Here is a 22,370-nt window from a genome sequence, read left to right as displayed (position 1 = left end):
TTAATCTTGTTTTTTTAGATGTTTTGCTTCAAATTCTTCCATTAACTGAATGATATTTTGGCATAATATAACCATTTCAACCGTCTGCTTTTCCAATTTATAGAGGTAAGCGGATGCTTTTTTCTCTGAAAAATTCTTGTACAACAGCTTTACAATCTGATTGTAATTTACACCGACCGATCTAAATTGACTGTGAAACGAGGTCAATCGCATATAGAAATCCACTGTGCCTTTGTCAATTTGAATGGTCTTTATTGTTTTTTCAAATATGCAGGAAGTGATAAAATGTGCCTTTACTAGCATTCCCGATTGTTCAAAAAGAGCAAGAAATCGGCTGTGCTCTTCATCATTGAAGGAAATTGTATATCTAAACTTCGCCGGATCTTCTTTAAGTCGGCGTCCGGTCTTTTTTAATTGTTTTCTATTGTTTTCGTTCATCACAAATTCATTTATAATTTACACAAAACCCTGACTTCGGAAGGTGTTTTTCAGCCCCCGGCAGGGCAAGTTGTTTTGAGCATCCGAAATCGTTTCGAGATGCTCAAAACACAACTTGCCGTGTTCTGATGAACACAAAAATCCGCCCTGCGGGACGGATTAAATGTAGCAGGGAAAAACGGCTCGATGCCGTTCTGCTTAGTCTCCATTTTATCAAGATGCTTTGCATAAATCCGTTATTAAAATTCATTTTACAAAGTAAACACCTGTTGATAAGAGTATTGCAATGTTATACTTGGTCAAACTCTGCCTTTGGAAGCCAAACACTACCACGATAATGTAAACACCTATTTATCTGCATTTATTTGTACTTACAAACACATATAGGGATGTAATTAGCTATGCAGGTAACAACGTAAGTACATCATTACCAATGTAAATAAATACAGATGTGAAGATGTAAAAAAGTACCTATTGAAATACTTAAATATGCAAATGTGTATGCAAAAAAACAGGTATATAAATAAGTATTTATGGTTGTACGAAACTATCCGCTTATAGCCATAAAAATGTATTCAAGTACATAAATAGCTTGGTGAATAATTATGTACCTAGGTATATAATTCTGTATAGAGATACAAACCTATATGCATACCTAAGTAATTGAGGATATAAGTAATTAAAAAAACAGTTGAAATATGAATGCAAAACACAAAACAGTATTTATCGCCTTTTCATCTCAAAAAGGCGGTGTTGGTAAGAGTACATTTACAACATTGGTTGCAAGTACAATGCACTATCGATTAGGCTATAATGTAGCCGTATTTGATGCCGATTTTCCACAGCACAGTCTAATGAAAATGAAGTCAAGAGATTTGGCGATGGTAATGGAAAACGAATCTTTGAAAAAGCTTGCGTACAAACAATTTACCACGATAAACAAAAAAGCTTACCCAATTATGCAAGCCAGAGCTGATAGCGTATTGGAAACTGCTCACGAATTTTTAAGTAGTTCTTCAATACCAATTGATGTGGTCTTTTTTGACCTGCCCGGAACGGTTAACACGCCTGGTATTTTGAATGCACTGGCAGGAATGCACCATATTTTTACACCTATTACGGCAGACCGTGTGGTAATGGAAAGTACGCTCATTTTTACACAACTCTTGCAGGATGTAATTATGAAAAAAGGCGAAACTTCCATAGAAACCATTAACCTGTTTTGGAACCAGGTTGATGGTAGGGAAAGCACCCCTTTATATGCCATTTATAACCAACTCATTGACCAGTTGGGATTAAGCCTGATGCAGAGCCAAATCAAAAACAGCACGCGTTTTCGCAAAGAAAGCGAAGTAAACAGCAAAGCCGTTTTCCGCTCTACCGTAATGCCACCCGACGAACGCTTGATGAAAGCCAGTCAGTTAGATCAATTTATAAATGAGTTTTTAAAAATCATTGAATTATAGCCCAATGGAAAAAGAAAATAAGAAAAAAAGTACGCCTGATATTAACGAGGAACTGATGATGAGCCTGATGGTAGATGGCGTAAAAAAAGAGGGATTACAATTACCTGTGGAGCCACTTATTGAAACACCCAAAAAGGAAAATGTTGCGCCAGAAAAATTGCCATTGGAGAAACCTGCTGCGAAGGAAAAGACCAAAATTAAAAAAACAAACGAAACAGATTACGAAAGCCTCTTTTTCAAAAGAACAGACACGAATGCCCGAGATGGAAAAACGGTTTATATCCGACCAGATTTTCACGAAAAATTGTCACGCATTGCACAAGTAATCGGTGAAGACAAAATAACCATTTACGGCTATTTAGACAATTTGCTGGACTACCATTTTCAGGAATTTGGAGAGCAGATTACCAAGAGTTTTAATGATAAATACAAACCTATTTTATAAGTTATGGAAATAGTAATTGTGATATGCCTGCTGATAATCATTGCCCTACTTTTGCAGGATAAGATTGTAATCAAAAAAAGTTCAGAAAGAAAGTCGATACAGGAAAAAAGCAACCCTAAACTGCCCGATATTATGGGGCAACCTAGACCTAGGAAAAGCCTTTCGATGCCAAACAATGCCACTGAAAACCAAGTTGAAGAACTGGAAATTAATCCTGATAATTTTGACATAGAATACGACGAAAATGAAAACGTCGCCATTCAAATTCCGCAGGAAGAGCTGGACGAAATTTTCAGAAATAGGCCTGATTTTGAAGAAGAGGAAGAAGAATGGAACAGGTATAAATTATCCGATGGTGGTAACGGTTTTGCCCAAGGTGTTACTTTTGAAGAACTAAATTCTGTGGGGGAGCTGCTTCAGAAAGACAAATGGGAGCCAATCCAAAAGGAAACAGCGGTTGCCATTGTACAGAAAATACAAGGAACCGAATTATTCAGCCTACTGGAAAATTCTATGGAAGGTGCTTCACGTAAAATAGCCGAGCTATTGGACAACAGCCTTTCTTCTGAAACGGAAACTGGTTCTTCCATTTTGCGGAAAAATGATTTCGAGGATTTTGACATTGGGGAGTTTGTGTAAGCAACCCAATATCATTTTCTCTACCCACTTTTCAAAATCAAAAAGTACCTAATTATAACTGTAAACATTCAATCAGTATTAAATTCAGTTAGAACACACATACTTGTCAAAATGTTTCGTTCAATCTGTTCTTTCAAAAATTTGATTATAACTGACCACCAACACCTTTAAATTTTTCTACGAAAGTGGCTATTTTTTGAAAAACACTTTGCTTTTTAGTCAAATATTGAGGATTTAAAGGACTCATTTTTGGTAAAATACTATTGAGTTCAGTACCGTTTTCATTCGCAAATTCACGCTTTAAAGATGCTGTAATATATCGTTTTGCTGCATCCTCATTTAAATTTTCCTCTAAAATTAATTCTGAAACCTCTTTTTTCTGTTTTTCCTGAGCATATTTGAAGAATGAGTCTATAACATTCGCTTTATCTTGAATAATTTCAAGGTCTGTTTCGTTAATGAAATCGACTACTAAACTTTCTTTTGCTCTATTGCCTATACTTGCACGAATCACTCTACGGATTTCTTCTATTAAAGTGGCTTTGTCTTTGTTCTTTTTATTATGCTCAAAAATTAATTCAAGAATATAATCCAAATTTATTTCTTGAGATTTAAGCAAGTCTATCTCAAATACTACATCATCCCAATCAATATCTGATTGTTCTGCTTCTTTGCCATTTTTCTCACGTCTAAACCAATCACGAATGTCATTATAAGTTGAGCGATAATCTTGAATTGTTCTTTCAGGTAACAAGCTTATCTCTTGCATTGTAGCTAATTCCTCGTCTGTTACAAAGTGAGCTTCTTTAAATGATTCAAGGGCTGCAGTATCTTTTATATCTATTGTTTGAAGTGCTTTGAGGTTGGTGAACTCATCGTAATTCTGTAGTATGTTTTCTACTCGTAAATACTCTCCGAATAGTTTTGAAAACTCTTTTTTGTCTTTTTCTGTTACTATTTCATCTGGATTTGGGAACTTTTCATTTAAGTCATTTACCACATCTATGAAACCTCTACGTGCATGTCCTGTTGCAATGTCTGTAAAACCTTTTAAATATTCTTTGTAGCTTTTTTCAAGTACTACGTTTTTGGTGTTTTTATCTCCAAATAAGGTTATAGCATCAACCGTAGCTGTTTCTAAATCTCTGAAAGTAATAATGTTTCCAAAGGTTTTTGTGGCATCATAAATACGATTAGTACGTGAAAAAGCTTGCATTAATCCATGATAGCGTAAATTTTTATCTACAAATAAGGTATTCAATGTTGGTGCATCAAAACCAGTAAGAAACATACCCACTACGATGATTAGATCAATTTCTTTACTTTTCACACGTTTTGCAAGATCACGATAGTAGTTTTGGAATTCTTTGCTTTCCACTCCAAAACTGGTTTTAAACATTGCGTTATAGTCGCTTATCGCAGCCGTTAAAAATTCTTTGGCACTGCTATCCAATGCCGATGGTTCAAAGTTTTCGTCGACTATTTCACCGATGGCACTCTGTTCTTCGTTGGCAGCAAAGGAGAATATCGTTGCAATTTTTAAAGGCTTTTCAATATCTTTTTGTAGTCGGTTTAATTCCTCATAATAACATTTAGCTGCATCGACACTACTTACGGCAAACATGGCATTGAAACCCTGTTTTCCTCCTTGATTTCTGTGTGTTTTTATTCCATAATTATTGAGAATGTATTGCGAAATTTCTTTGATACGCCCAGGATGTAAAAATGCTTTTTTGTTTTCTGCAGCAGTTAATTTTTTCTCATCTTGTTCTGTTTCGATACCCTTAAACTTTGGACGAACATTATTGTAATCTACTTTAAATTTTAGTACTTTTTCATCTCTAATGGCATCAGTAATTACATAAGAGTGCAATTCTCGACCGAAAACACTGGCTGTTGTTTCTGCACCTAAAGCATTTTGAGGAAATATTGGTGTACCTGTAAAACCAAATTGATAGAATTTTTTAAATTTCTTATTCAGGTTCTTTTGTGCTTCACCAAATTGAGAACGGTGAGCTTCATCAAAAATAAATACCACTTGCTTTTGATAAATGGCTAAATCATTCTCGCTTTTCATTAGATGATTTAGCTTCTGAATGGTTGTGACAATTATCTTATTGTCCTCTTTTTCAATATTTCTCTTCAAACCTGCGGTACTGTCGGAACCGTTTACGCTATCTGGCGAAAATCTTTGGTATTCTTTCATGGTTTGAAAGTCCAAATCTTTACGATCTACTACAAAGAAAACTTTGTCAATGAAATATAAATCAGTAGCTAAACGAGCCGCTTTAAAACTGGTCAGCGTTTTACCTGAACCTGTGGTGTGCCAAATATAACCACCACTTTCTACTTTAGACCAAATTTTGGATTGAAATGAACTTGAAATTTTCCATAACATTCTTTCTGTTGCTGCAATTTGATACGGTCGCATAATAAGCAAGGTATCACTTGTGTCAAAAACTGAATACGTAAGCAACACATTTAACAAGGTACGTTTTTCAAAAAAGGTTGTCGTAAAATCTTTAAGGTCTTTAATCAGTGTATTGTCGGCTTTTGCCCAATTCATAGTAAAGTCGAAACTGTTTTTGTTTCGTTCCACGGTGTTAGCAAAATAGCGGCTGTCTGTTCCGTTGGAGATTACAAAAATCTGTAAGTATTTAAAAAGAGAATTTGTACTGTTAAGGCTCTCTTTTGTATAGCGATGCACTTGATTAAATGCTTCACGAATGGCTACACCACGCTTTTTTAGTTCTACTTGTACTAAAGGCAAGCCATTGACTAAAATTGTAACATCATAACGATTGGTATGCGTTCCCTTTTGTTCAAACTGCTTAATTACCTGTACTTTATTACGAGCAATATTTTTTTTATCTACTAAGTAAATGTTTTGGATATGGCCATCATCAAAAACAAAATCGTAGATATAATTTTCATGAATTTTTCTTGTTTTTTCAACAAGGTTGTCACTTGGTTTGTCTAAATATTCCTCCATAAATCTAGCCCATTCACTATCTGAAAATACCATATTGTTGAGCGCTTGCAATTGTACTCGTACATTAGCCATCATGGACTCGATAGTATTTAGGTTCGGATTCTCATAACCTTGATTGATTAAGTCTTGGATAAATTCCTTCTCCAAAGCGGCTTCCGTTTGATAAACTGCAGGAGGCTCATTTAACTCTGAATACTTGGTGTATTTATCTAAAACAATGAAATTGTTTGATTCTGCTATGGTTTTATACTGCGTCATAATTCAGTTTATGTTGTTGCGATTTCAGCTACTTCTGGTGCAGCAGCTGCTATTTCTTCTTTCCAATATTTACTATTAACTAAATGATCTAGTAAAAACTTTACGATTTGTTTTTCTGGTTCTGTAGGTTCAGGTACTGCTTCATTTGATAATGTTGAGTGACTCGTAAATTGAATTACTCTGTTATAATAGGTGTGCTTATCATTAGGTAGTAACTCCGACCATTTTGGGTATCCTAGAAAATTTGCTGTTTTCTCATAAAGGTTTCGAAGTAGTGTAAAGTGATATTTTTGAATATTATTTGTCTCAATTGCTTCTTCTATGGTTTGTTTGAGAAAAAGGTGATATGAAAAACTTTTATTCGAGTCTCCATTTTTTAAAACTAAGTCATAGGTACTATCTTCAAACTTATTTAGCATATAGCAAGCCTTATTGCCAGTTTCATTAAATAGCACATTGTAAAACAAAGGATTGTGTGTTGTTATAATAAATTTTAAATTAGATTGACTCGACTTTATCATTTCAGCGATATTAACAGCAAGCTCAATTAAGTGATTGTCATCTAATGAACTTACTGGGTCATCAATAAAAATATATTCTAAATCATTAAATTGATCTGTTTCTCGTTCACCTTTCTCTACTACATTTAATACACTTATTGTTTGCTCTAATAAACTGTAAAAAACACTCCAAATAAAACAGCTTTCTTCTCCTTTGGAAATTTTAACAAACTCAGAAGGCTCTTCATTTCCACGCTCAAATGAGAAACGAACTTCAGAATAAGCTGGAATCGTTATATCCCTATCTTCCTTATCCTTAACAACATATTGTTCATTAAACCGTGGTGTTAATTTATCGTTTGTATAGCGTTGAAAATGTTTCGATATATTAGGTTCCTGTCCTTGTTTAACTAATACCCAAGTGGTATAATTATTAGATTGAATTTTCAATTTTCTATCTACATCGTAATCTAAATCATTATCCCAAAAAAATAAGTCTTCAGTGAATGCATTATAATAAAGTATTTTGACACCTGATTCCTCTTCGTTTTCCTCAGCCTCATGATTTTTAGGAGCAATTAATTCTTTAAACTCACGTGAAAGCCTTGTTTTACCTGTGCCATTGAAAGCATAAATCAATTGTACTTTTTTATTAGCATCTTTAAGCGATTGTGCTATATTTTTTAATGACTCTGCCATATTATAATTCTAAATTATCCTGAGGAAATGTTAGTAACAAATCTCTATAATACTCATATTGTTTTTTTCTTAACTCTATTTCTTTTGGTAAGCCTTCGCTTATTGAATTAGTAAGCGTGTCGAAATTATCTAAAATTGTAACTATGCGTTCTTGTTCTTCCTTGGAAGGAACCGGAATTTTAATTTTAGCCAAATCATCTGCATTTACACGTCTGACTTTTGTACCTGTTATAAAAGGTCTTTTCTGTTTTTGAAATTGTTCTGTTTGAAAAAAGTAAGACACATATTTTGGATTTAAATTATGACGATAAAAACAAGCATCACTACTTACTGCTATTTCTTTATCTCCCAACCAAGCTACTGCTTTACATACATCTTCATCAGTTTCACTTGTGGTTGCTATGACCAAATCTCCGTATTTTGCCATTCTTGCTTTCTTCGCAAATTCTTCTGAAACAAATGATTTAGTCTTATTAGCGTATGTTCCATAGTAAGTATAGATTTGTCCATAGTGAATACAACCAACTCCTGTTTCAGTAAAGTCTTTTTTCTGTAAACCACCGCCACGAATAAATTTGCCGATATTTTCATCACCCAAAGGTAAATGTTGTACTTTAATTTTATCTAAGGAATACAACTTCTCTCTATAATAACTATATTGCATTTTACGTGTTGTAAGCTCCGCTGTAAGCTCCGCTGTAAGCTCCGTAAATGAATCGAGAATTCCAACAATTTTTTGTTGTATTTCGAGTGATTTTTTTGGATTATCAGGGCTGGGAATTGGGATAGGAAAATTTTCTATCATTGGTTTACGAATAGACGTAACGGTAGCACTTACTGCCTTAGTCATAATAAAACGTTTGAAATTTGTGCACATATAATAATATATGAAGCGAGTATCTACAAAATCAATGTTAAAATGAATACGATATACCCTTTGATGTAACGCGTATTTTCCGTTTATATAGTGATAAATATCTCCTATTCCTCCTTCTCCTGGAATTATTATTGCTTCCTCATCGTACTCGAAAGTATCTTTGGTTTTTATTTTTTGCGAACGTACAAAAAAAGGATATTCACCATTTTGATCTGCTTCATTTCCGTTACTACTGCCAGTTCCTACTTTTGCAACCTCACCCAAAATCTTCCACTCCACCTCAACGCCTTCTAATAATTTTTCTAAATAACTCATGCTTCAATTTCGTTTATAATTGTATCAATATCAGCACGGAGTTTATCTATTTTGATTACTGTTTTGGTAACTGCTGCGTTCAATTCAACGATGTTAGTTTTCACTCGATTGTCTTTTGGTTCTACATAGGAACTTACCGATAAATTATAATCGTTTTCAGCAATTTTAGTATTGTCGATAGATTTTGCAACATGTTCTACATCAACTTTACTATCAAATAACTCCATTATTTTATCAATATGTTTATCGGTCATCATATTGTTATTGGTAACCTTCTTGAAGAAATCTTCACCGCTTGCGTCAATAAATTGCGTTGTATTTTCTGTCTTATGTTTTGAAAGTACCAGAATTGTTACCGCTATAGAAGTTCCATAAAACAAATTAGGAGCTACGGAGATGATGGTTTCTACAAAATTATTATCAACTAAGTACTTTCTAATTTTTTGTTCGGCACCACCACGGTAAAAAATACCAGGAAAACAAACTAAGGCTGCACGTCCTTTACTTGAAAGATAACTCAGTGCATGCAGTACAAATGCAAAATCGGCTTTTGATTTAGGAGCAAGCACTCCAGCAGGAGCAAAACGGTCATCATTTATAAGTGTTGGGTCATCATCTCCAATCCATTTTATGGAGTAAGGAGGATTTGAGACAATAGCATCAAAAGGTTTGTCATCAATAAAGTGAGGGTGATGAAGTGTATCGCCTAAAGCAATATTAAACTTGTCGTAGTTGACGTTATGCAAGAACATGTTCATACGAGCCAAGTTATATGTAGTATGGTTTATTTCTTGTCCATAGAAACCTTCTTCAATGATATGGTCATCAAAGTGTTTTTTTGCTTGAAGCAGTAAGGAACCTGAACCTGCTGCAGGATCATAAATTTTATTTACTTTTTCTTGTTTGTGCATTGCCAATTGTGCAATGAGCTTAGACACGTGCACAGGTGTAAAAAACTCTCCGCCTGATTTTCCCGCATTGGCTGCATAATTGCCAATAAGAATTTCATAGGCATCGCCAAAAAGGTCTATATGGTTGTCTTCAAAATTACCGAAATTTAGTTCCTCAACACCTTTTAATACAGAAGCTAAACGGCTATTTTTATTTTCAACGGTATTTCCTAATCGTGTACTCGTAGTGTCAAAATCGGCAAATAAACCTTTTATAGCTTCTTCCGATGGATACCCATTTGCAGAACTTTCAATTGCTGTAAAAATAGCCTTTAAATCTGTATTAAGATTTGGATTAGTATTAGCCGTTTTAGCAATATTTACATAAAGTTGACTAGGATAGATAAAATATCCTTTTGTTTTAATTGCATCATCTTTTATTTCTGGTGTAATTACATCATCCGATAAGCTGGAGTAGTCAATGCTATCATCACCAGCCTCTATATAATTCGTAAAGTTCTCACTAATGTAGCGATAGAAAAGTGTTCCCAATACAAATTGTTTGAAATCCCATCCATCTACAGCCCCACGAACCTCGTTGGCAATTTTCCAAATTTTAGCTAATAATTCTGCTCTTTGTATTGTACTTGTCATTCTTTTTATTTTTGTAAATCTTTATTTTTAACTATTCTATCTTAAAAAAGTATTATTCTTCATTGACTTTCAAAGTGTAATTATTTCTATTTTCTCCATCAACATCTGAAATCGTTCCTCTCTAATTAACGGATGGATGTGCATGGCTAAAATTTCGTTAGCTTGTGGATGTTTTTTAATGGCTGTAAGTTCTTGCTTGATGTATTGTTTCAAGTCATCTTCACTCGCTAGGATTTCTTCTACTATTGTTGTTCTATTGTCAATAAGATAGATGATATCTTCGTAGTCATGGCTTCCATAAAAGTCATTTTGCCCTCGGTCTTTGAATGCTTCTAATTTAGTAGCTAGAAAATAAGGAGATGGCAATACGTTGATTGTAATTCCTTCGGGCAATTCTATTTGTTGCAAGTATTTGAATCCAGGCTTGTACCATTTATTAGATATGCCAATACTACTGTCGTCAGCAGGCATAATGTCTATTGCAATATTTTCAAACTGATAAGAACAGATGGATTGTCCTTGAGGATCTGGATAGAAATTAAGTTCCGCTAATCGTTCTTGCATTTGAGTCCATTCATAATAATTAGCTAAGTTAATGGTCATGTCTATATCAGAAGTGGGACGAATTTCTTCTGCAGCAGGATCATCTGTATATAAGCTAATTACTGCTCCTCCAATGAAGACCATCTTTTCATTTAATTCCTTTAAACCTTTCGCCACTTGAGCTACTAATGCCAGATTGATTATTTTATTATGCATTCAGTATCCTTTTTTCTAATTCTCGTTTTGCCATTTCTTTTTCTCTTACTCTTCCCACTCTAATGGCATCCACTAAAGTTAACAATTCGTATAAATCAGTGTCTTTTAATGAAGCTTCCACCATAGTGGGATATAAAGGTTCTATTGCTTGACCACGGTCTAATCCTTTTGCATATGGCCAAACATAGTTATCCGTTGCTTGAATGATTTTATTTAAAGGTTCCGCTGAATGAGCTGTTAGCATTCCCCTAACCAAAGCTCCTGGTTGTTGCGGAAATGTATAGGCTACACCATGAATTAAAAATTCGTTAAAAGCAATTTTATTCACTTTTTTTCGGGCATCATCAATTAGTCCTGCATATTTGGAACGATTTAACGACTGGCTTACTTCCGATTGACTCATGCCTAATTCCTGAGCAATAGTATGATGAAACCAAGATTTTTCACCTAGTGCAATTATTTTCAACAAAATTACAATGTCTTGCGGTTTGAGATTATTTTTTGCTTGTGCCATTCTAATATTTCATATTGCGATATGCAATATTAACTATAAAATATAGTATAAGCAAATTTTTTTAATTCTTCATATTGCATATTGCGATTTTCGATATACAAATATGTGATTCCTGAAATTTAGTGATTATTATAATCCTAAAGTAAATGCCACCCACCGCCAAGTAATTCCACTCACTGCCAAATTGTTATCTCGCCTCAATTTCTGAAACACCTTTGTCACGAAAGCCCACAAGGTGTGGGAAAGAACAACAATTTAATGTGTTTCAATTATGAAAAAACAAAGTAAAAAAATTTTGGTGGCAGTCATTACATTGCTATCAGGAATTGGTGTTTTCGCACAGGGAAATGGTACTGCTGGAATCACTGAAGCAACCCAAATGGTAACGTCTTATTTCGACCCCGCCACACAGCTCATTTACGCCATTGGTGCCGTAGTAGGTCTCATCGGAGGAGTTAAGGTGTACAACAAATTTAGTTCAGGTGATCCTGATACAAGCAAAACGGCGGCTTCGTGGTTCGGTGCGTGTATCTTCTTGATCGTTGCGGCCACTGTTCTACGTTCATTCTTTCTTTAATCCCTTGCCTTATGAGTAATTATAACATCAATAAGGGTATTGGAAGAACGGTGGAATTTAAAGGGTTGAAAGCACAATACTTGTTCATTTTCGCAGGTGGACTGCTCGGTACACTAATTCTCGTGATGATTCTATATATCATCGGGGTTAATTCTTATATCTGCTTGTTTCTTGGTTCAGGCTGTGCTTCGTTGATTGTGTGGCAGACCTTTTCACTGAATAGAAAGTACGGCGAACACGGACTAATGAAAGTGGGCGCAAGAAAAAGACATCCCCGATATATCATTTGTCGCAAGGCTGTACATCGCTATTTAAAGTTTACTACTAAACCTGATGTACGATGATAAACACAGCAAAATCCACAACTTTGGAAAGCAAGTTTCCATTATTGGCGGTAGAAAACAATTGTATTATATCAAAGGATGCGGAAATTACTGCCTGCTTTGAAGTACATCTGCCGGAGCTCTTTACCGTGGCTTCAGCTGAATATGAAGCCATCCATTCCGCTTGGCATAAGGCTATTAAAACCTTGCCAGATTTCACGATAGTCCATAAACAGGATTGGTACATCAAAGAAAATTATGCACCCGATTTGGCAAAAGAGGATCAAAGTTTTTTGGCAAAATCCTACCAACGCCATTTCAATGAACGTCCGTTTCTGAACCATTATTGTTATCTGTTTCTAACCAAAACGAGCAAAGAGCGGATGCGAATGCAGAGTAATTTTAGTTCGCTTTGCAAAGGAACACTGATACCGAAGGAAATCAGAGATAAGGAAGTGATACATCGCTTTATGGAAGCCATTGCACAATTTGAACGCATTGTAAACGATAGCGGGTTTATCAAAATGCAACGCCTTACAGAAGACGAAATTATCGGTACAGAGGAGAAACAGGGTTTATTGGAACAATACCTAACATTATCAAAGGAAGCTGGAACACCGATGCAAGACATTGCAATGGGTGGTGAAGAAGTCCGTATCGGAAATAAAAGGTTGTGCCTGCACACTTTATCCGATACCGACGATTTACCTGGAACAGTATCTGCTGATACCCGTTTTGAAAAATTATCGACCGACCGAAGCGACTGCCGTTTGTCGTTCGCTGCACCTGTGGGATTGCTGTTAAGCTGTAATCATATTTACAACCAGTATTTGTTTTTGGATAACAGCGAAGCCAATCTGCAAAAGTTTGAAAAGTCAGCAAGAAATATGCACTCGTTGGCTCGCTACAGTCGGGCAAATCAAATCAACAAAGAGTGGATAGAAAAATACCTGAATGAGGCACATAGTTTTGGACTGTCATCCATCAGAGCGCATTTCAATATTATGGCTTGGTCAGATGATGCCAACGAACTCAAACAAATAAAAAATGATAGTGGTAGCGCTTTGGCATTAATGGAATGCAAACCACGCCACAACACTACGGATGTAGCAACACTATATTGGGCAGGAATGCCGGGTAATGCAGGCGATTTTCCGAGTGAGGAAAGTTTTTACACGTTCATTGAACCTGCTTTGTGTTTTTTTACTGAAGAAACCAATTACCACAATTCGCCATCGCCATTTGGCATTAAGATGGCTGACCGATTGACCGGAAAGCCTATTCACTTGGATATATCCGATTTACCGATGAAACGGGGTATCATCACGAACCGGAACAAGTTTATACTTGGTCCTTCGGGAAGTGGAAAATCGTTTTTCACTAACCATATGGTTCGCCAATATTATGAGCAAGGTGCTCACGTTTTGTTGGTTGATACCGGTAATTCTTATCAGGGTTTATGCGAACTCATCAAAGGCAAAACCAAAGGAGAAGACGGTGTTTACTTTACGTATACCGAAGACAATCCCATTGCTTTTAATCCTTTTTACACTGATGATGGTGTGTTTGATATTGAAAAAAGAGAGAGTGTCAAAACCTTGATACTTACCCTTTGGAAACGTGATGATGAACCACCGACCCGTTCGGAAGAAGTGGCTTTATCAAATGCCGTAAGCGGTTATATCGAACGAATCAAACAAGATGTTATTTTTCCATCTTTCAATGGTTTCTATGAATATGTGAAAGGCGATTATCGTAAAGTATTGGAAGAAAAAAAGGTAAGGGAAAAAGACTTTGACATTGCCAATTTCCTCAATGTTTTGGAACCTTATTATAAAGGTGGCGAATATGATTATTTATTGAACTCTGATAAACAATTAGACCTTCTTTCCAAACGCTTTATTGTGTTTGAGATTGATGCTATTAAAGACCACAAAATCCTCTTTCCAATCGTGACCATCATCATTATGGAGGTCTTCATCAACAAAATGAGAAGACTAAAAGGTATCAGAAAACTGATACTGATTGAAGAAGCTTGGAAAGCCATCGCCAAAGAGGGAATGGCTGAATACATCAAATACTTATTCAAAACTGTCAGAAAGTTTTTTGGCGAAGCCATCGTGGTAACCCAAGAAGTGGACGACATTATTCAATCGCCCATCGTAAAGGAAAGTATCATCAATAATAGTGATTGTAAAATCCTGCTCGACCAGCGAAAGTATATGAACAAGTTCGATGATATACAGGCAATGTTAGGTTTGACTGATAAAGAAAAAGCGCAGGTACTTTCTATCAATATGAATAACGACCCATCACGGCTTTATAAGGAAGTATGGATTGGCTTGGGCGGAACACACTCTGCGGTATATGCCACAGAAGTTAGTTTGGAGGAATATCTCGCATACACCACCGAAGAAACCGAAAAACTCGAAGTGATGCAACTCGCATCAGAACTGGAGGGTAATGTAGAATTTGCTATAAAACACATCGCTATGCAACGGCGTGATAGTGCAAATCAATAGTTCATTAATAATTTAAAATTCAAGAAAATGAAAAAAATATTTTTTATGGTATGTACTGTATTAACACTTGCAGTAGCACCGTCTGCAAAAGCCCAATGGGTAGTTACAGACCCCACGAACCTAGCTTCAGGTATTCTTAACAGTGCCAACGAAATCATACAGACTTCTTCTACTGTGAGTAATGTGATTAAGAATTTCAAAGAAGTAGAAAAAGTATATAAGCAAGGCAAAGAATATTACGACAAACTACAGGCTATAAACAACCTTGTAAAAGATGCTCGTAAAGTGCAACTGACTGTTTTGCTGGTAGGCGATGTTTCGGAAATATATGTGCAGAATTTTGGCAAGATGATGAATGACCCCAATTTTTCGCCACAAGAATTGGTAGCCATCGGCAACGGTTATTCAGCATTGCTAAATGAAAGTACGGAACTGCTAAAAGAATTGAAGCAGATCATCACCTCATCAAGTCTTTCGCTAAATGACAAAGAGCGAATGGATGTTATCGACCGTGTTTTTAAAGAGGTAAAAGACTATCACAGCCTTGTTCGCTATTACACCAACAAAAATATTTCTGTCAGCTATTTGAGAGCGAAAAAGAAAAATGATGCCAAAAGAGTGCTTGAACTTTATGGAACTGCTAACCAAAAATACTGGTAAAAAATGGAATGGAATAATCTTCACGAAGTACTGCGTTCGCTGTACGATGATATGATGCCAATTGCTGGAGATATGGTAGGAGTAGCTAAAGGTGTGGCCGGATTAGGCGCTTTGTTCTATGTGGCATTAAAGGTTTGGCAGGCTTTGAGCCGAGCCGAACCAATCGATATGTTTCCGTTGTTACGTCCGTTTGCCTTGGGACTTTGCATTATGTTTTTCCCTACAATCGTGTTGGGAACTATCAATGCCGTACTCACTCCAATAGTAACTGGAACCCATTCTATTCTCGAAGACCAGGTACTTGATCTCAACAAGTTACAACAGCAGAAAGACCAATTGGAATATGAAGCAATAGTAAGAAATCCTGAAACCGCTTATATGGCATCGGATGAAGAATTCGACAAGAAATTGGATGAATTGGGTTGGTCGCCATCTGATGTGGGAACAATGGCAGGAATGTATATGGATAGGCAATCTTACAAGATTGAGAAGGCAATAAAAGAATGGTTTCGCAATTTACTTGAAATACTTTTTCAGGCGTCAGCACTGGTTATTGACACAATCCGAACATTTTTTTTAATCGTTTTGTCCATACTAGGTCCAATTGCTTTTGCTATATCAGTATGGGATGGTTTTCAATCTACGCTTACCCAATGGTTCACAAGATATGTGAGCGTTTATCTATGGCTTCCCGTATCCGATTTGTTCAGTTCGATGTTGGCAAGAATACAATCGCTGATATTAGAACGGGACATCGAAATGCTGAATGACCCAACCTATATACCTGATACCTCAAATACCGTGTATATCATCTTTATGATTATCGGAATCGTAGGATATTTTACTATACCAACAGTGACAGGCTGGATTATTCAGGCTGGCGGTGCAGGAAACTTTACCCGAAATGTTAACCAAACGGCAATGAAATCAGGAAATCTTGCTGGTGCTGGAGCTGGATCTGTTGCAGGTAATATTGGTGGCAGGTTAATCAATAAGTAAACAACATTAATCACTTAAGAAATGGAATTTAAAACACTCAGAAATATAGAAAACAGCTTTAAACAGATAAGGCTGTACGCCATTGTATTTGCCGTTCTCTGCATTAGCGTTGTCGGGTATGCTGTATGGAAATCCTACAGTTTTGCAACCGAACAACGCCAAAAAATTTATTTACTGGACAATGGAAAATCATTGATGTTGGCGCTGTCGCAAGATGCATCCATCAACCGTCCAGTGGAGGCAAGGGAACACGTCAGACGTTTTCACGAACTCTTTTTTACACTTGCACCCGATAAAAACGCTATTGAAAGTAATATGAAACGGGCATTCAATCTAGCCGATAAAAGTGCCTTTGATTATTACAAAGACCTTTCGGAAAAAGGGTATTACAACCGCATCATATCGGGAAATGTACAGCAACGTATCGAGGTGGATAGTGTAGTCTGCAATTTCGATAATCATCCTTATGCAGTGCGTACTTACGCTAAGCAATTCATCATCCGTTCCAGCAATGTGACAAGGCGAAGCTTGATAACGTCCTGTTTCCTTGTAAACTCTGTCCGTTCAGACAATAATCCGCAAGGTTTCAACATTGAAAAATTTGCCGTGTTAGAGAATAAGGATATTGAAGTTGTTCAGCGCTAAAAACCAACAGTATGAAAAAATTAAGAGTAAACATGGAAGGGTATTTTAACAAGTTGGACGAACAATGGCGGGTATTACCTGTTGGCAAACAGCATAAATACACCTTGTACTTTTTTATAGGCTATCTCCTGCTTACCGCAGGAGTTATTTTAAAAGTATGGTCTGATGCAGGTAAAGCTGATAGCAGTTTGGACATCGAGCATATCGAAAATCCTGTCCTCAAAAAGAAAGTAAATCCTAAAAAGTTGCAGGATACATTAACAACAATTTTTAAAAATAAATTTTATGAAAGAAAATGAAAAAAGGGTCAGCATTCTGGTTGAAGAAGGCGACCAAAACAAAGCTTCCAACGGTACGGAGGATAAAAAGAGTGCTATAGAGCGATTTAAAAAACCACTCATTTTTGGTTTAATAGGGGTCGTTTTTATCGGTTGTTTATACCTTATATTTAAACCCTCGGAAGACAAAAAGGAAATGGAAAATATCGGACTAAACGGTGCTTTCCCACAGGCTACTGAAGAAGAGATGCAGGATGATAAACAAAAAGCTTATGAGCTAGATATGCTGGAACAGAAAGACCAGGAAAAGCGAAATGCGCTAACTACTTTATCCGATTATTGGAATATCGATAGCATACAGCAAAGTAAAGAAGAATTGACCGAAGAAGACCAAAACAATGGTATGATAACCGGAAAATCAGGCACTTCTACATTAAATAGTTACCGAAATGCACAAAGTACATTAGGTTCATTTTATCAGGATAATAACAGCGAAACACAAGAACTACGCAAACAATTGGACGAATTAAAAGAACAATTGGCAGAAAAAGATATTCCTAAATCTGCAACTGTAAATGACCAATTGGTATTGATGGAAAAGTCGTTTCAGATGGCTTCAAAGTATCTGCCTTCAGGCGGCAATACCGAAGAACCTCTAAGCACCGACGGTAATATTCGAGGATCTACTTCAAAGTCGCAGAATGAATATTTTACGTCATTCACACCAACAAAAAAGAATGCTGTATCAGCTTTGTACAGAGAACCTACGGATAGTACTTTTATAGCAGAAAGGAGCGAAAACAAGAACCGAGGTTTCTATACTCCAGGAGCTATAGAACAAGTGGCTCAGCCAAAAAATAGCGTAAAAGCCAGTGTACAAGAAACACAGACCATAATTGGCGAAAGCGGTGTACGACTGCGTTTATTAGAACCTGCTCAAACGCCTAACCGCACCATTCCTAAGGGAACAATTTTAACGGCAATCGGAAAATTTCAAGGTGGCAGGTTACAGCTAAAAGTTACTTCCATAGAATTGGAGGGTAATATTGTCCCTGTAGATATAACCATCTACGACCTCGACGGACAACAAGGTTTGTTCGTTCCCTATTCGCCAGAACGTAATGCTGTTACCGATATTGTAGCCAATATGGGAAACTCCACAGGTTCAAGTTTTAGTATGAACTCATCAACAGGTCAACAGATTGGTTCCGACCTTAGTAAAAGTGCGGTACAAGGCATTTCGGGTTATTTCGCAAAAAAAATACGAACATCAAAGGTTACGCTAAAAGCAGGACATCAAGTTTTCCTTGTTTCTAAAAAATAATATTGAACTCAAATAATTAAAAAGATGAAAAATCATATAAAATTTTTATGGGCTTTTGCCCTTGTCATCGGCTTTGCCGTAAACACTTTTGCACAAGAAAGTATAAAAGCAAAACTAAATTTAGGCAAGATAGAACCGTACCAAATGCAAGTAACCTATGACAAGACTACTCATTTGATTTTCCCAACCGCTATACGATATGTGGATTTGGGTAGCGAATACCTGATTGCAGGAAAGGCAGACGATGCAGAAAATGTACTTCGTGTAAAAGCATCGGTAAAAGATTTTGAAACAGAAACCAATTTTTCGGTCATTACAAATGACGGTCGCTTTTACAGCTTCAATGTATATTACAGTACCTGTCCGGAAGCGTTGAGTTACGACCTAATCACAATGCAAAAAGCAGTAGATAAAAAGAACGGAAACGATGTGCTTTTTGAAGAATTGGGTAACAATTCGCCATCATTGGCGGGCTTGCTTTTGGAAACGATTTACAAGAACAATAATCGAATTGTAAAGCATATCGGTGCTAAAAGTTTTGGTATTCAGTTTGTTCTAAAAGGAATTTACATTCACAACGGCAAATACTATTTCCATACCGAATTGAGAAACCGTACCAATGTGCCTTTTGGAATTGATTTTATCAATTTCAAAGTAGTAGATAAAAAGGTAGCCAAACGTACCGTGGTGCAGGAAAGACCAATGATACCGCTACGTACTTATAAACCGTTGGGTAAAATTGGTGGAAATTCCATCGAACAAAACGTATTCCTTTTAGACCAGTTTACCATTGCCAATGACAAGGTTTTGTTGATTGAAATCTTTGAGAAAAACGGTGGCCGACACCAAACGCTTCAGGTAGAAAATTCGGATTTAATCAAGGCTCGCTTGATTAATAATGATATGCACCTGAAATTTTAATAACCCTTTTAAAGTAATAATATGAGAAAGTATATCTATACCGTAATGTTCGTATTAATAGGCATTACGTTTGCACAAGCACAACGAATGTTACCTAAGCAAAAAGGCTTGGAAGTAAGTGCTGGTGTGTTATCTGGCGATAAAATCGGAAACGATTATTATATCAATTTAGCAATGACCGTAAATGGCAAAAACGGCAATTACCAATTTTGGGCGTTGGAATATACGCACCAATACCATTCTTATAAAGGACTGCGTATCCCGCAAGAAACTTACACAGCCGAAGGCGGTTACAGTTTATTCCTCTTGGGTGACGCCCGAAAAAACATAACGCTAAATGCCGGAATAACTGGCGTACTCGGTTATGAAAGCATCAACCGTGGCGAAGCAATGTTGGATGACGGAGCGAAAATAGTGAGTGAAGACAATTTCATTTACGGAGCTGGCGGTCGGCTGACTTTTGAAACGTATCTATCCGACCGATTTGTATTAGTCCTGCAAGGACGTACAAAGGTTTTATGGGGTACGGATATGAAACAATTCCGACCGTCCGCAGGTGTGGGATTAAGGTTTAATTTTTAAAACGTATAATAATGACAATATTTTTCAAACAATTCAAAAGAGGATTACTGCCAGCATATGTATTGCTGGCAATCCTCACAAGTTCGGTTACTTTGGTATCTTGTAGCAAAGATGACAAACTCGAAGTACAGAACGATTTTCCTTTTGAAGTGCAGGTTATGCCAATTCCAAAAGATGTATTGAATGGGCAAACCGTTGAAATAAGGATGGCAATAAAGCGAAGCGGTAATTACAGCGATACGCAATATTTTATCCGTTACTTTCAGTTTGACGGGCAGGGAACTTTAAGATATTCTAATGAATCTGCGTACTTACCAAACGATTTATATCCTTTACCAACAAAGCAGTTCCGATTGTATTACACTTCTTCATCCACTGTGTCGCAATCATTTGATGTATGGATTTCTGATAGTTTTGGTAATGAGAAGAAACTCACTTTCCAATTCAATAGTAGCGATTAACAAATAAAACCTGTCCACAAGACAGGTTTTTTTTATGCTATCACGCATACATTTTATATTTTTGTGATGTAGTGAAATAAAAATATTTTTTTTGTAAATTCATATTTATAAATGTAATAGCTATTATTATGGTTGCATCATTAGTTATAGGAATACTATTTTTGGTTTTAGGTTTGGCGCTTCGCTACTGGATTAATCGTAGAAAGTTTTACAGGCGAAGTCCTATGGGCGCAGAAAGTTTTTCTTCTTACGAAAAATCGATTGGCATTAAATTTATTGAAAGAGTTGGTAAATGGATAGCTTATGCCTTGATTATCTTCGGACTATTGTCATTATGGGTTTATTCCCGGGAGAAAAATGATAAGGAAAAACAGAAAGTGGAGATAGAAACTGAACCAAGCGACCAACGCAGATAGTGATTTTTAAAATACGGTTCTAAGAAAATCGGATAACCCAAAAGGTTATCCGATTTTTTTTGTTCCGGTTAGTAAAAGCCACATATTTCGTTTAAATTCCAACCAATTCAAACTTTATCAATCCTTTTAAAAGCCTTTAATAAATTAGATTTCATACCAAAATTGAGCAGAAATGGAAGTAATCGCAATACAGAAATCTTCATTGGATGGAAATAAAAATGAACTGAAGGAGCCTTTAGAAATGGCGAAAAGAGAAGATAAATTACTGCCCTACATCCAAATAGGGGGCAAAATCATTTTTAAACAAACAAATATACTCACTGAACTAGAGCATAATTATTTAAAGAATAAAGCCAGTAACTAATAGGTTTTTGCCCCAATTGGTTTTAAAGATATGATGAGTATCTAAAGCAGTTTAGTATCTTTGTAACGAAATATAGAAAATCTTAAAGTGTTTTTACTTTAAGTCCCACATTGAAAACTGGTAATTTTTAGACAACGGGACAATAAGAAAGAACACCTATGCCATAGGCGTAGGTGCTCGCTTATTCGTTGTCGGGTATACCAGTACCTCAATGTGCGTTAAGTGTAGTGGTCTGCGCCTTATTTTTTGTGCAGGGCTACATCAACTTCACAAAAGTATGATGATATGGAAACTGGTACAACACAAGAAAAAATTACCTTAGCTTTTATAAATGACAAAAGTCCAATTTTGGATATAACTTGCAACGACCTCGTTGCTTCAGGAATGGAGATTATATTCCGCTCAGAAAATATCGAAGACGGATTATTTCAATTATCAGCATTAAAAGAACTTCCTCAAATCTGTATCATTGATCTTGATTTTTACGACAGGAATGTGCTGTCGCAACTTCAAGAATTGAAAACACAATATCCAACAATAAAACTTATTGCTCATAGTGATATTGATGATCAGAAAGTCGGTAAAGATTTGTTAGATATTGGTTTTTCGAGTTATTTGCTTATCGGAAGTGGTAAAGATGATTTTAGAAAAGTCATTGAAGGGGTTATCAATTAGGGACATGGTATATTAAATGATTTCTAGCCATCGAAATAGCAACAAATTTAATGAATTAAAAATATTAATTAAAAAGTACTAAGTCAAAAACCAAACATAATTAAGCGACGTTCTTTTGCTTCTTTTCTTTGGTCGCAGATGTGAAAAGAAAAGAAGTCCGTTAAAATCAATAATGGG

The 22,370-nt window shown here is 36.1% G+C and carries 24 protein-coding genes; 17 read left to right on the top strand and 7 right to left on the bottom strand.

Annotation, left to right across the window (positions count from 1 at the left end; all coding sequences use genetic code 11):
• Complete coding sequence (mobA, locus tag LB076_RS12410) at positions 1–438, bottom strand: conjugal transfer protein MobA (protein ID WP_066336766.1); 438 nt, start codon at positions 436–438, stop codon at positions 1–3.
• 698 nt (positions 439–1,136) lie between these two features.
• Between mobA and LB076_RS12405 the strand changes: the two genes are divergently transcribed.
• The 3 genes from LB076_RS12405 to LB076_RS12395 are packed head-to-tail and all read left to right on the top strand — an operon-like array spanning position 1,137 to position 2,988.
• A complete protein-coding gene (locus LB076_RS12405; RefSeq protein ID WP_066336769.1) occupies positions 1,137–1,904 on the top strand; it encodes a ParA family protein in 768 nt (255 codons plus the stop codon).
• 4 nt (positions 1,905–1,908) lie between these two features.
• On the top strand, positions 1,909–2,349 hold the full coding sequence (locus LB076_RS12400; RefSeq protein ID WP_066336772.1) for a DUF3408 domain-containing protein: 441 nt from the start codon (positions 1,909–1,911) through the stop codon (positions 2,347–2,349).
• A gap of 3 nt (positions 2,350–2,352) precedes the next feature.
• On the top strand, positions 2,353–2,988 hold the full coding sequence (locus tag LB076_RS12395) for a conjugal transfer protein TraD (RefSeq protein ID WP_066336774.1): 636 nt from the start codon (positions 2,353–2,355) through the stop codon (positions 2,986–2,988).
• A gap of 145 nt (positions 2,989–3,133) precedes the next feature.
• Here the strand turns inward: LB076_RS12395 and LB076_RS12390 are convergent, their stop codons facing one another.
• From LB076_RS12390 to LB076_RS12365, 6 genes are all read right to left on the bottom strand, one after another.
• Positions 3,134–6,238: a type I restriction endonuclease subunit R gene (locus tag LB076_RS12390; protein WP_066336776.1), complete on the bottom strand. Its 3,105-nt coding sequence runs from the start codon at positions 6,236–6,238 to the stop codon at positions 3,134–3,136.
• A gap of 8 nt (positions 6,239–6,246) precedes the next feature.
• Positions 6,247–7,437, bottom strand: a complete 1,191-nt coding sequence (locus LB076_RS12385; RefSeq protein ID WP_066336777.1) for an AAA family ATPase — start codon at positions 7,435–7,437, stop codon at positions 6,247–6,249.
• Between the two features lies 1 nt (position 7,438).
• On the bottom strand, positions 7,439–8,629 hold the full coding sequence (locus tag LB076_RS12380) for a restriction endonuclease subunit S (RefSeq protein WP_066336780.1): 1,191 nt from the start codon (positions 8,627–8,629) through the stop codon (positions 7,439–7,441).
• Positions 8,626–10,173 carry a type I restriction-modification system subunit M gene (locus tag LB076_RS12375; protein WP_066336782.1) on the bottom strand — a complete coding sequence of 516 codons (1,548 nt, stop codon included), beginning with the start codon at positions 10,171–10,173 and terminating at the stop codon, positions 8,626–8,628. Before LB076_RS12375 ends, LB076_RS12380 begins: the two co-directional genes overlap by 4 nt.
• 69 nt (positions 10,174–10,242) lie before the next feature.
• Positions 10,243–10,860 (bottom strand): hypothetical protein, encoded by a 618-nt coding sequence (locus LB076_RS12370; protein WP_157776691.1) that lies wholly within the window; start codon positions 10,858–10,860, stop codon positions 10,243–10,245.
• Between the two features lie 64 nt (positions 10,861–10,924).
• Positions 10,925–11,446: a hypothetical protein gene (locus LB076_RS12365; protein WP_066336786.1), complete on the bottom strand. Its 522-nt coding sequence runs from the start codon at positions 11,444–11,446 to the stop codon at positions 10,925–10,927.
• 271 nt (positions 11,447–11,717) lie between these two features.
• On the opposite strand from LB076_RS12365, the gene LB076_RS12360 reads away from it, so the two are divergent.
• The 14 genes from LB076_RS12360 to LB076_RS12295 all read left to right on the top strand — a co-directional run bounded on the left by LB076_RS12360 (position 11,718) and on the right by LB076_RS12295 (position 22,193).
• Positions 11,718–12,023, top strand: coding sequence for a DUF4134 domain-containing protein (locus LB076_RS12360; RefSeq protein ID WP_066336788.1), 306 nt, complete (start codon positions 11,718–11,720; stop codon positions 12,021–12,023).
• Between the two features lie 11 nt (positions 12,024–12,034).
• A complete protein-coding gene (locus tag LB076_RS12355) occupies positions 12,035–12,367 on the top strand; it encodes a DUF4133 domain-containing protein (protein WP_066336790.1) in 333 nt (110 codons plus the stop codon).
• Positions 12,364–14,868, top strand: a complete 2,505-nt coding sequence (locus LB076_RS12350) for a TraG family conjugative transposon ATPase (RefSeq protein ID WP_066336793.1) — start codon at positions 12,364–12,366, stop codon at positions 14,866–14,868. The genes LB076_RS12355 and LB076_RS12350 overlap by 4 nt, the downstream gene beginning before the upstream one ends.
• Positions 14,869–14,895: 27 nt before the next feature.
• Positions 14,896–15,528, top strand: a complete 633-nt coding sequence (locus LB076_RS12345) for a DUF4141 domain-containing protein (RefSeq protein WP_066336795.1) — start codon at positions 14,896–14,898, stop codon at positions 15,526–15,528.
• A 3-nt stretch (positions 15,529–15,531) separates the two neighbouring features.
• Positions 15,532–16,527 carry a conjugative transposon protein TraJ gene (gene traJ, locus LB076_RS12340; RefSeq protein ID WP_066336797.1) on the top strand — a complete coding sequence of 332 codons (996 nt, stop codon included), beginning with the start codon at positions 15,532–15,534 and terminating at the stop codon, positions 16,525–16,527.
• Positions 16,528–16,548: 21 nt separating this feature from the next.
• A complete protein-coding gene (traK, locus tag LB076_RS12335; RefSeq protein WP_066336799.1) occupies positions 16,549–17,172 on the top strand; it encodes a conjugative transposon protein TraK in 624 nt (207 codons plus the stop codon).
• Between the two features lie 11 nt (positions 17,173–17,183).
• Entirely contained in the window at positions 17,184–17,471 is a 288-nt protein-coding gene (locus LB076_RS12330) for a nitrogen regulatory IIA protein (protein WP_066336801.1), read from the top strand.
• On the top strand, positions 17,458–18,774 hold the full coding sequence (gene traM / locus LB076_RS12325) for a conjugative transposon protein TraM (RefSeq protein WP_066336803.1): 1,317 nt from the start codon (positions 17,458–17,460) through the stop codon (positions 18,772–18,774). The genes LB076_RS12330 and traM overlap by 14 nt, the downstream gene beginning before the upstream one ends.
• A 24-nt stretch (positions 18,775–18,798) precedes the next feature.
• Positions 18,799–19,695 carry a conjugative transposon protein TraN gene (traN, locus tag LB076_RS12320; protein WP_066336808.1) on the top strand — a complete coding sequence of 299 codons (897 nt, stop codon included), beginning with the start codon at positions 18,799–18,801 and terminating at the stop codon, positions 19,693–19,695.
• A 21-nt stretch (positions 19,696–19,716) separates the two neighbouring features.
• Positions 19,717–20,277 (top strand): conjugal transfer protein TraO, encoded by a 561-nt coding sequence (locus LB076_RS12315; RefSeq protein WP_066336814.1) that lies wholly within the window; start codon positions 19,717–19,719, stop codon positions 20,275–20,277.
• An 11-nt stretch (positions 20,278–20,288) separates the two neighbouring features.
• Positions 20,289–20,738, top strand: coding sequence for a DUF3872 domain-containing protein (locus LB076_RS12310; protein WP_066336816.1), 450 nt, complete (start codon positions 20,289–20,291; stop codon positions 20,736–20,738).
• Positions 20,739–20,866: 128 nt separating this feature from the next.
• On the top strand, positions 20,867–21,154 hold the full coding sequence (locus LB076_RS12305; protein ID WP_066336818.1) for a molybdenum ABC transporter permease: 288 nt from the start codon (positions 20,867–20,869) through the stop codon (positions 21,152–21,154).
• 172 nt (positions 21,155–21,326) lie between these two features.
• Positions 21,327–21,518 carry a hypothetical protein gene (locus tag LB076_RS13925; protein WP_066336820.1) on the top strand — a complete coding sequence of 64 codons (192 nt, stop codon included), beginning with the start codon at positions 21,327–21,329 and terminating at the stop codon, positions 21,516–21,518.
• Positions 21,519–21,803: 285 nt separating this feature from the next.
• A complete protein-coding gene (locus LB076_RS12295; RefSeq protein ID WP_066336822.1) occupies positions 21,804–22,193 on the top strand; it encodes a response regulator transcription factor in 390 nt (129 codons plus the stop codon).
• Positions 22,194–22,370: the final 177 nt, after the last annotated feature.

It is taken from the genome of Flavobacterium crassostreae (assembly GCF_001831475.1).
GTDB classification, from domain to species: domain Bacteria; phylum Bacteroidota; class Bacteroidia; order Flavobacteriales; family Flavobacteriaceae; genus Flavobacterium; species Flavobacterium crassostreae.
The sequence above is the reverse complement of the archived record's forward strand: the minus strand, read 5'-3'. Positions and strand labels throughout refer to the sequence as shown.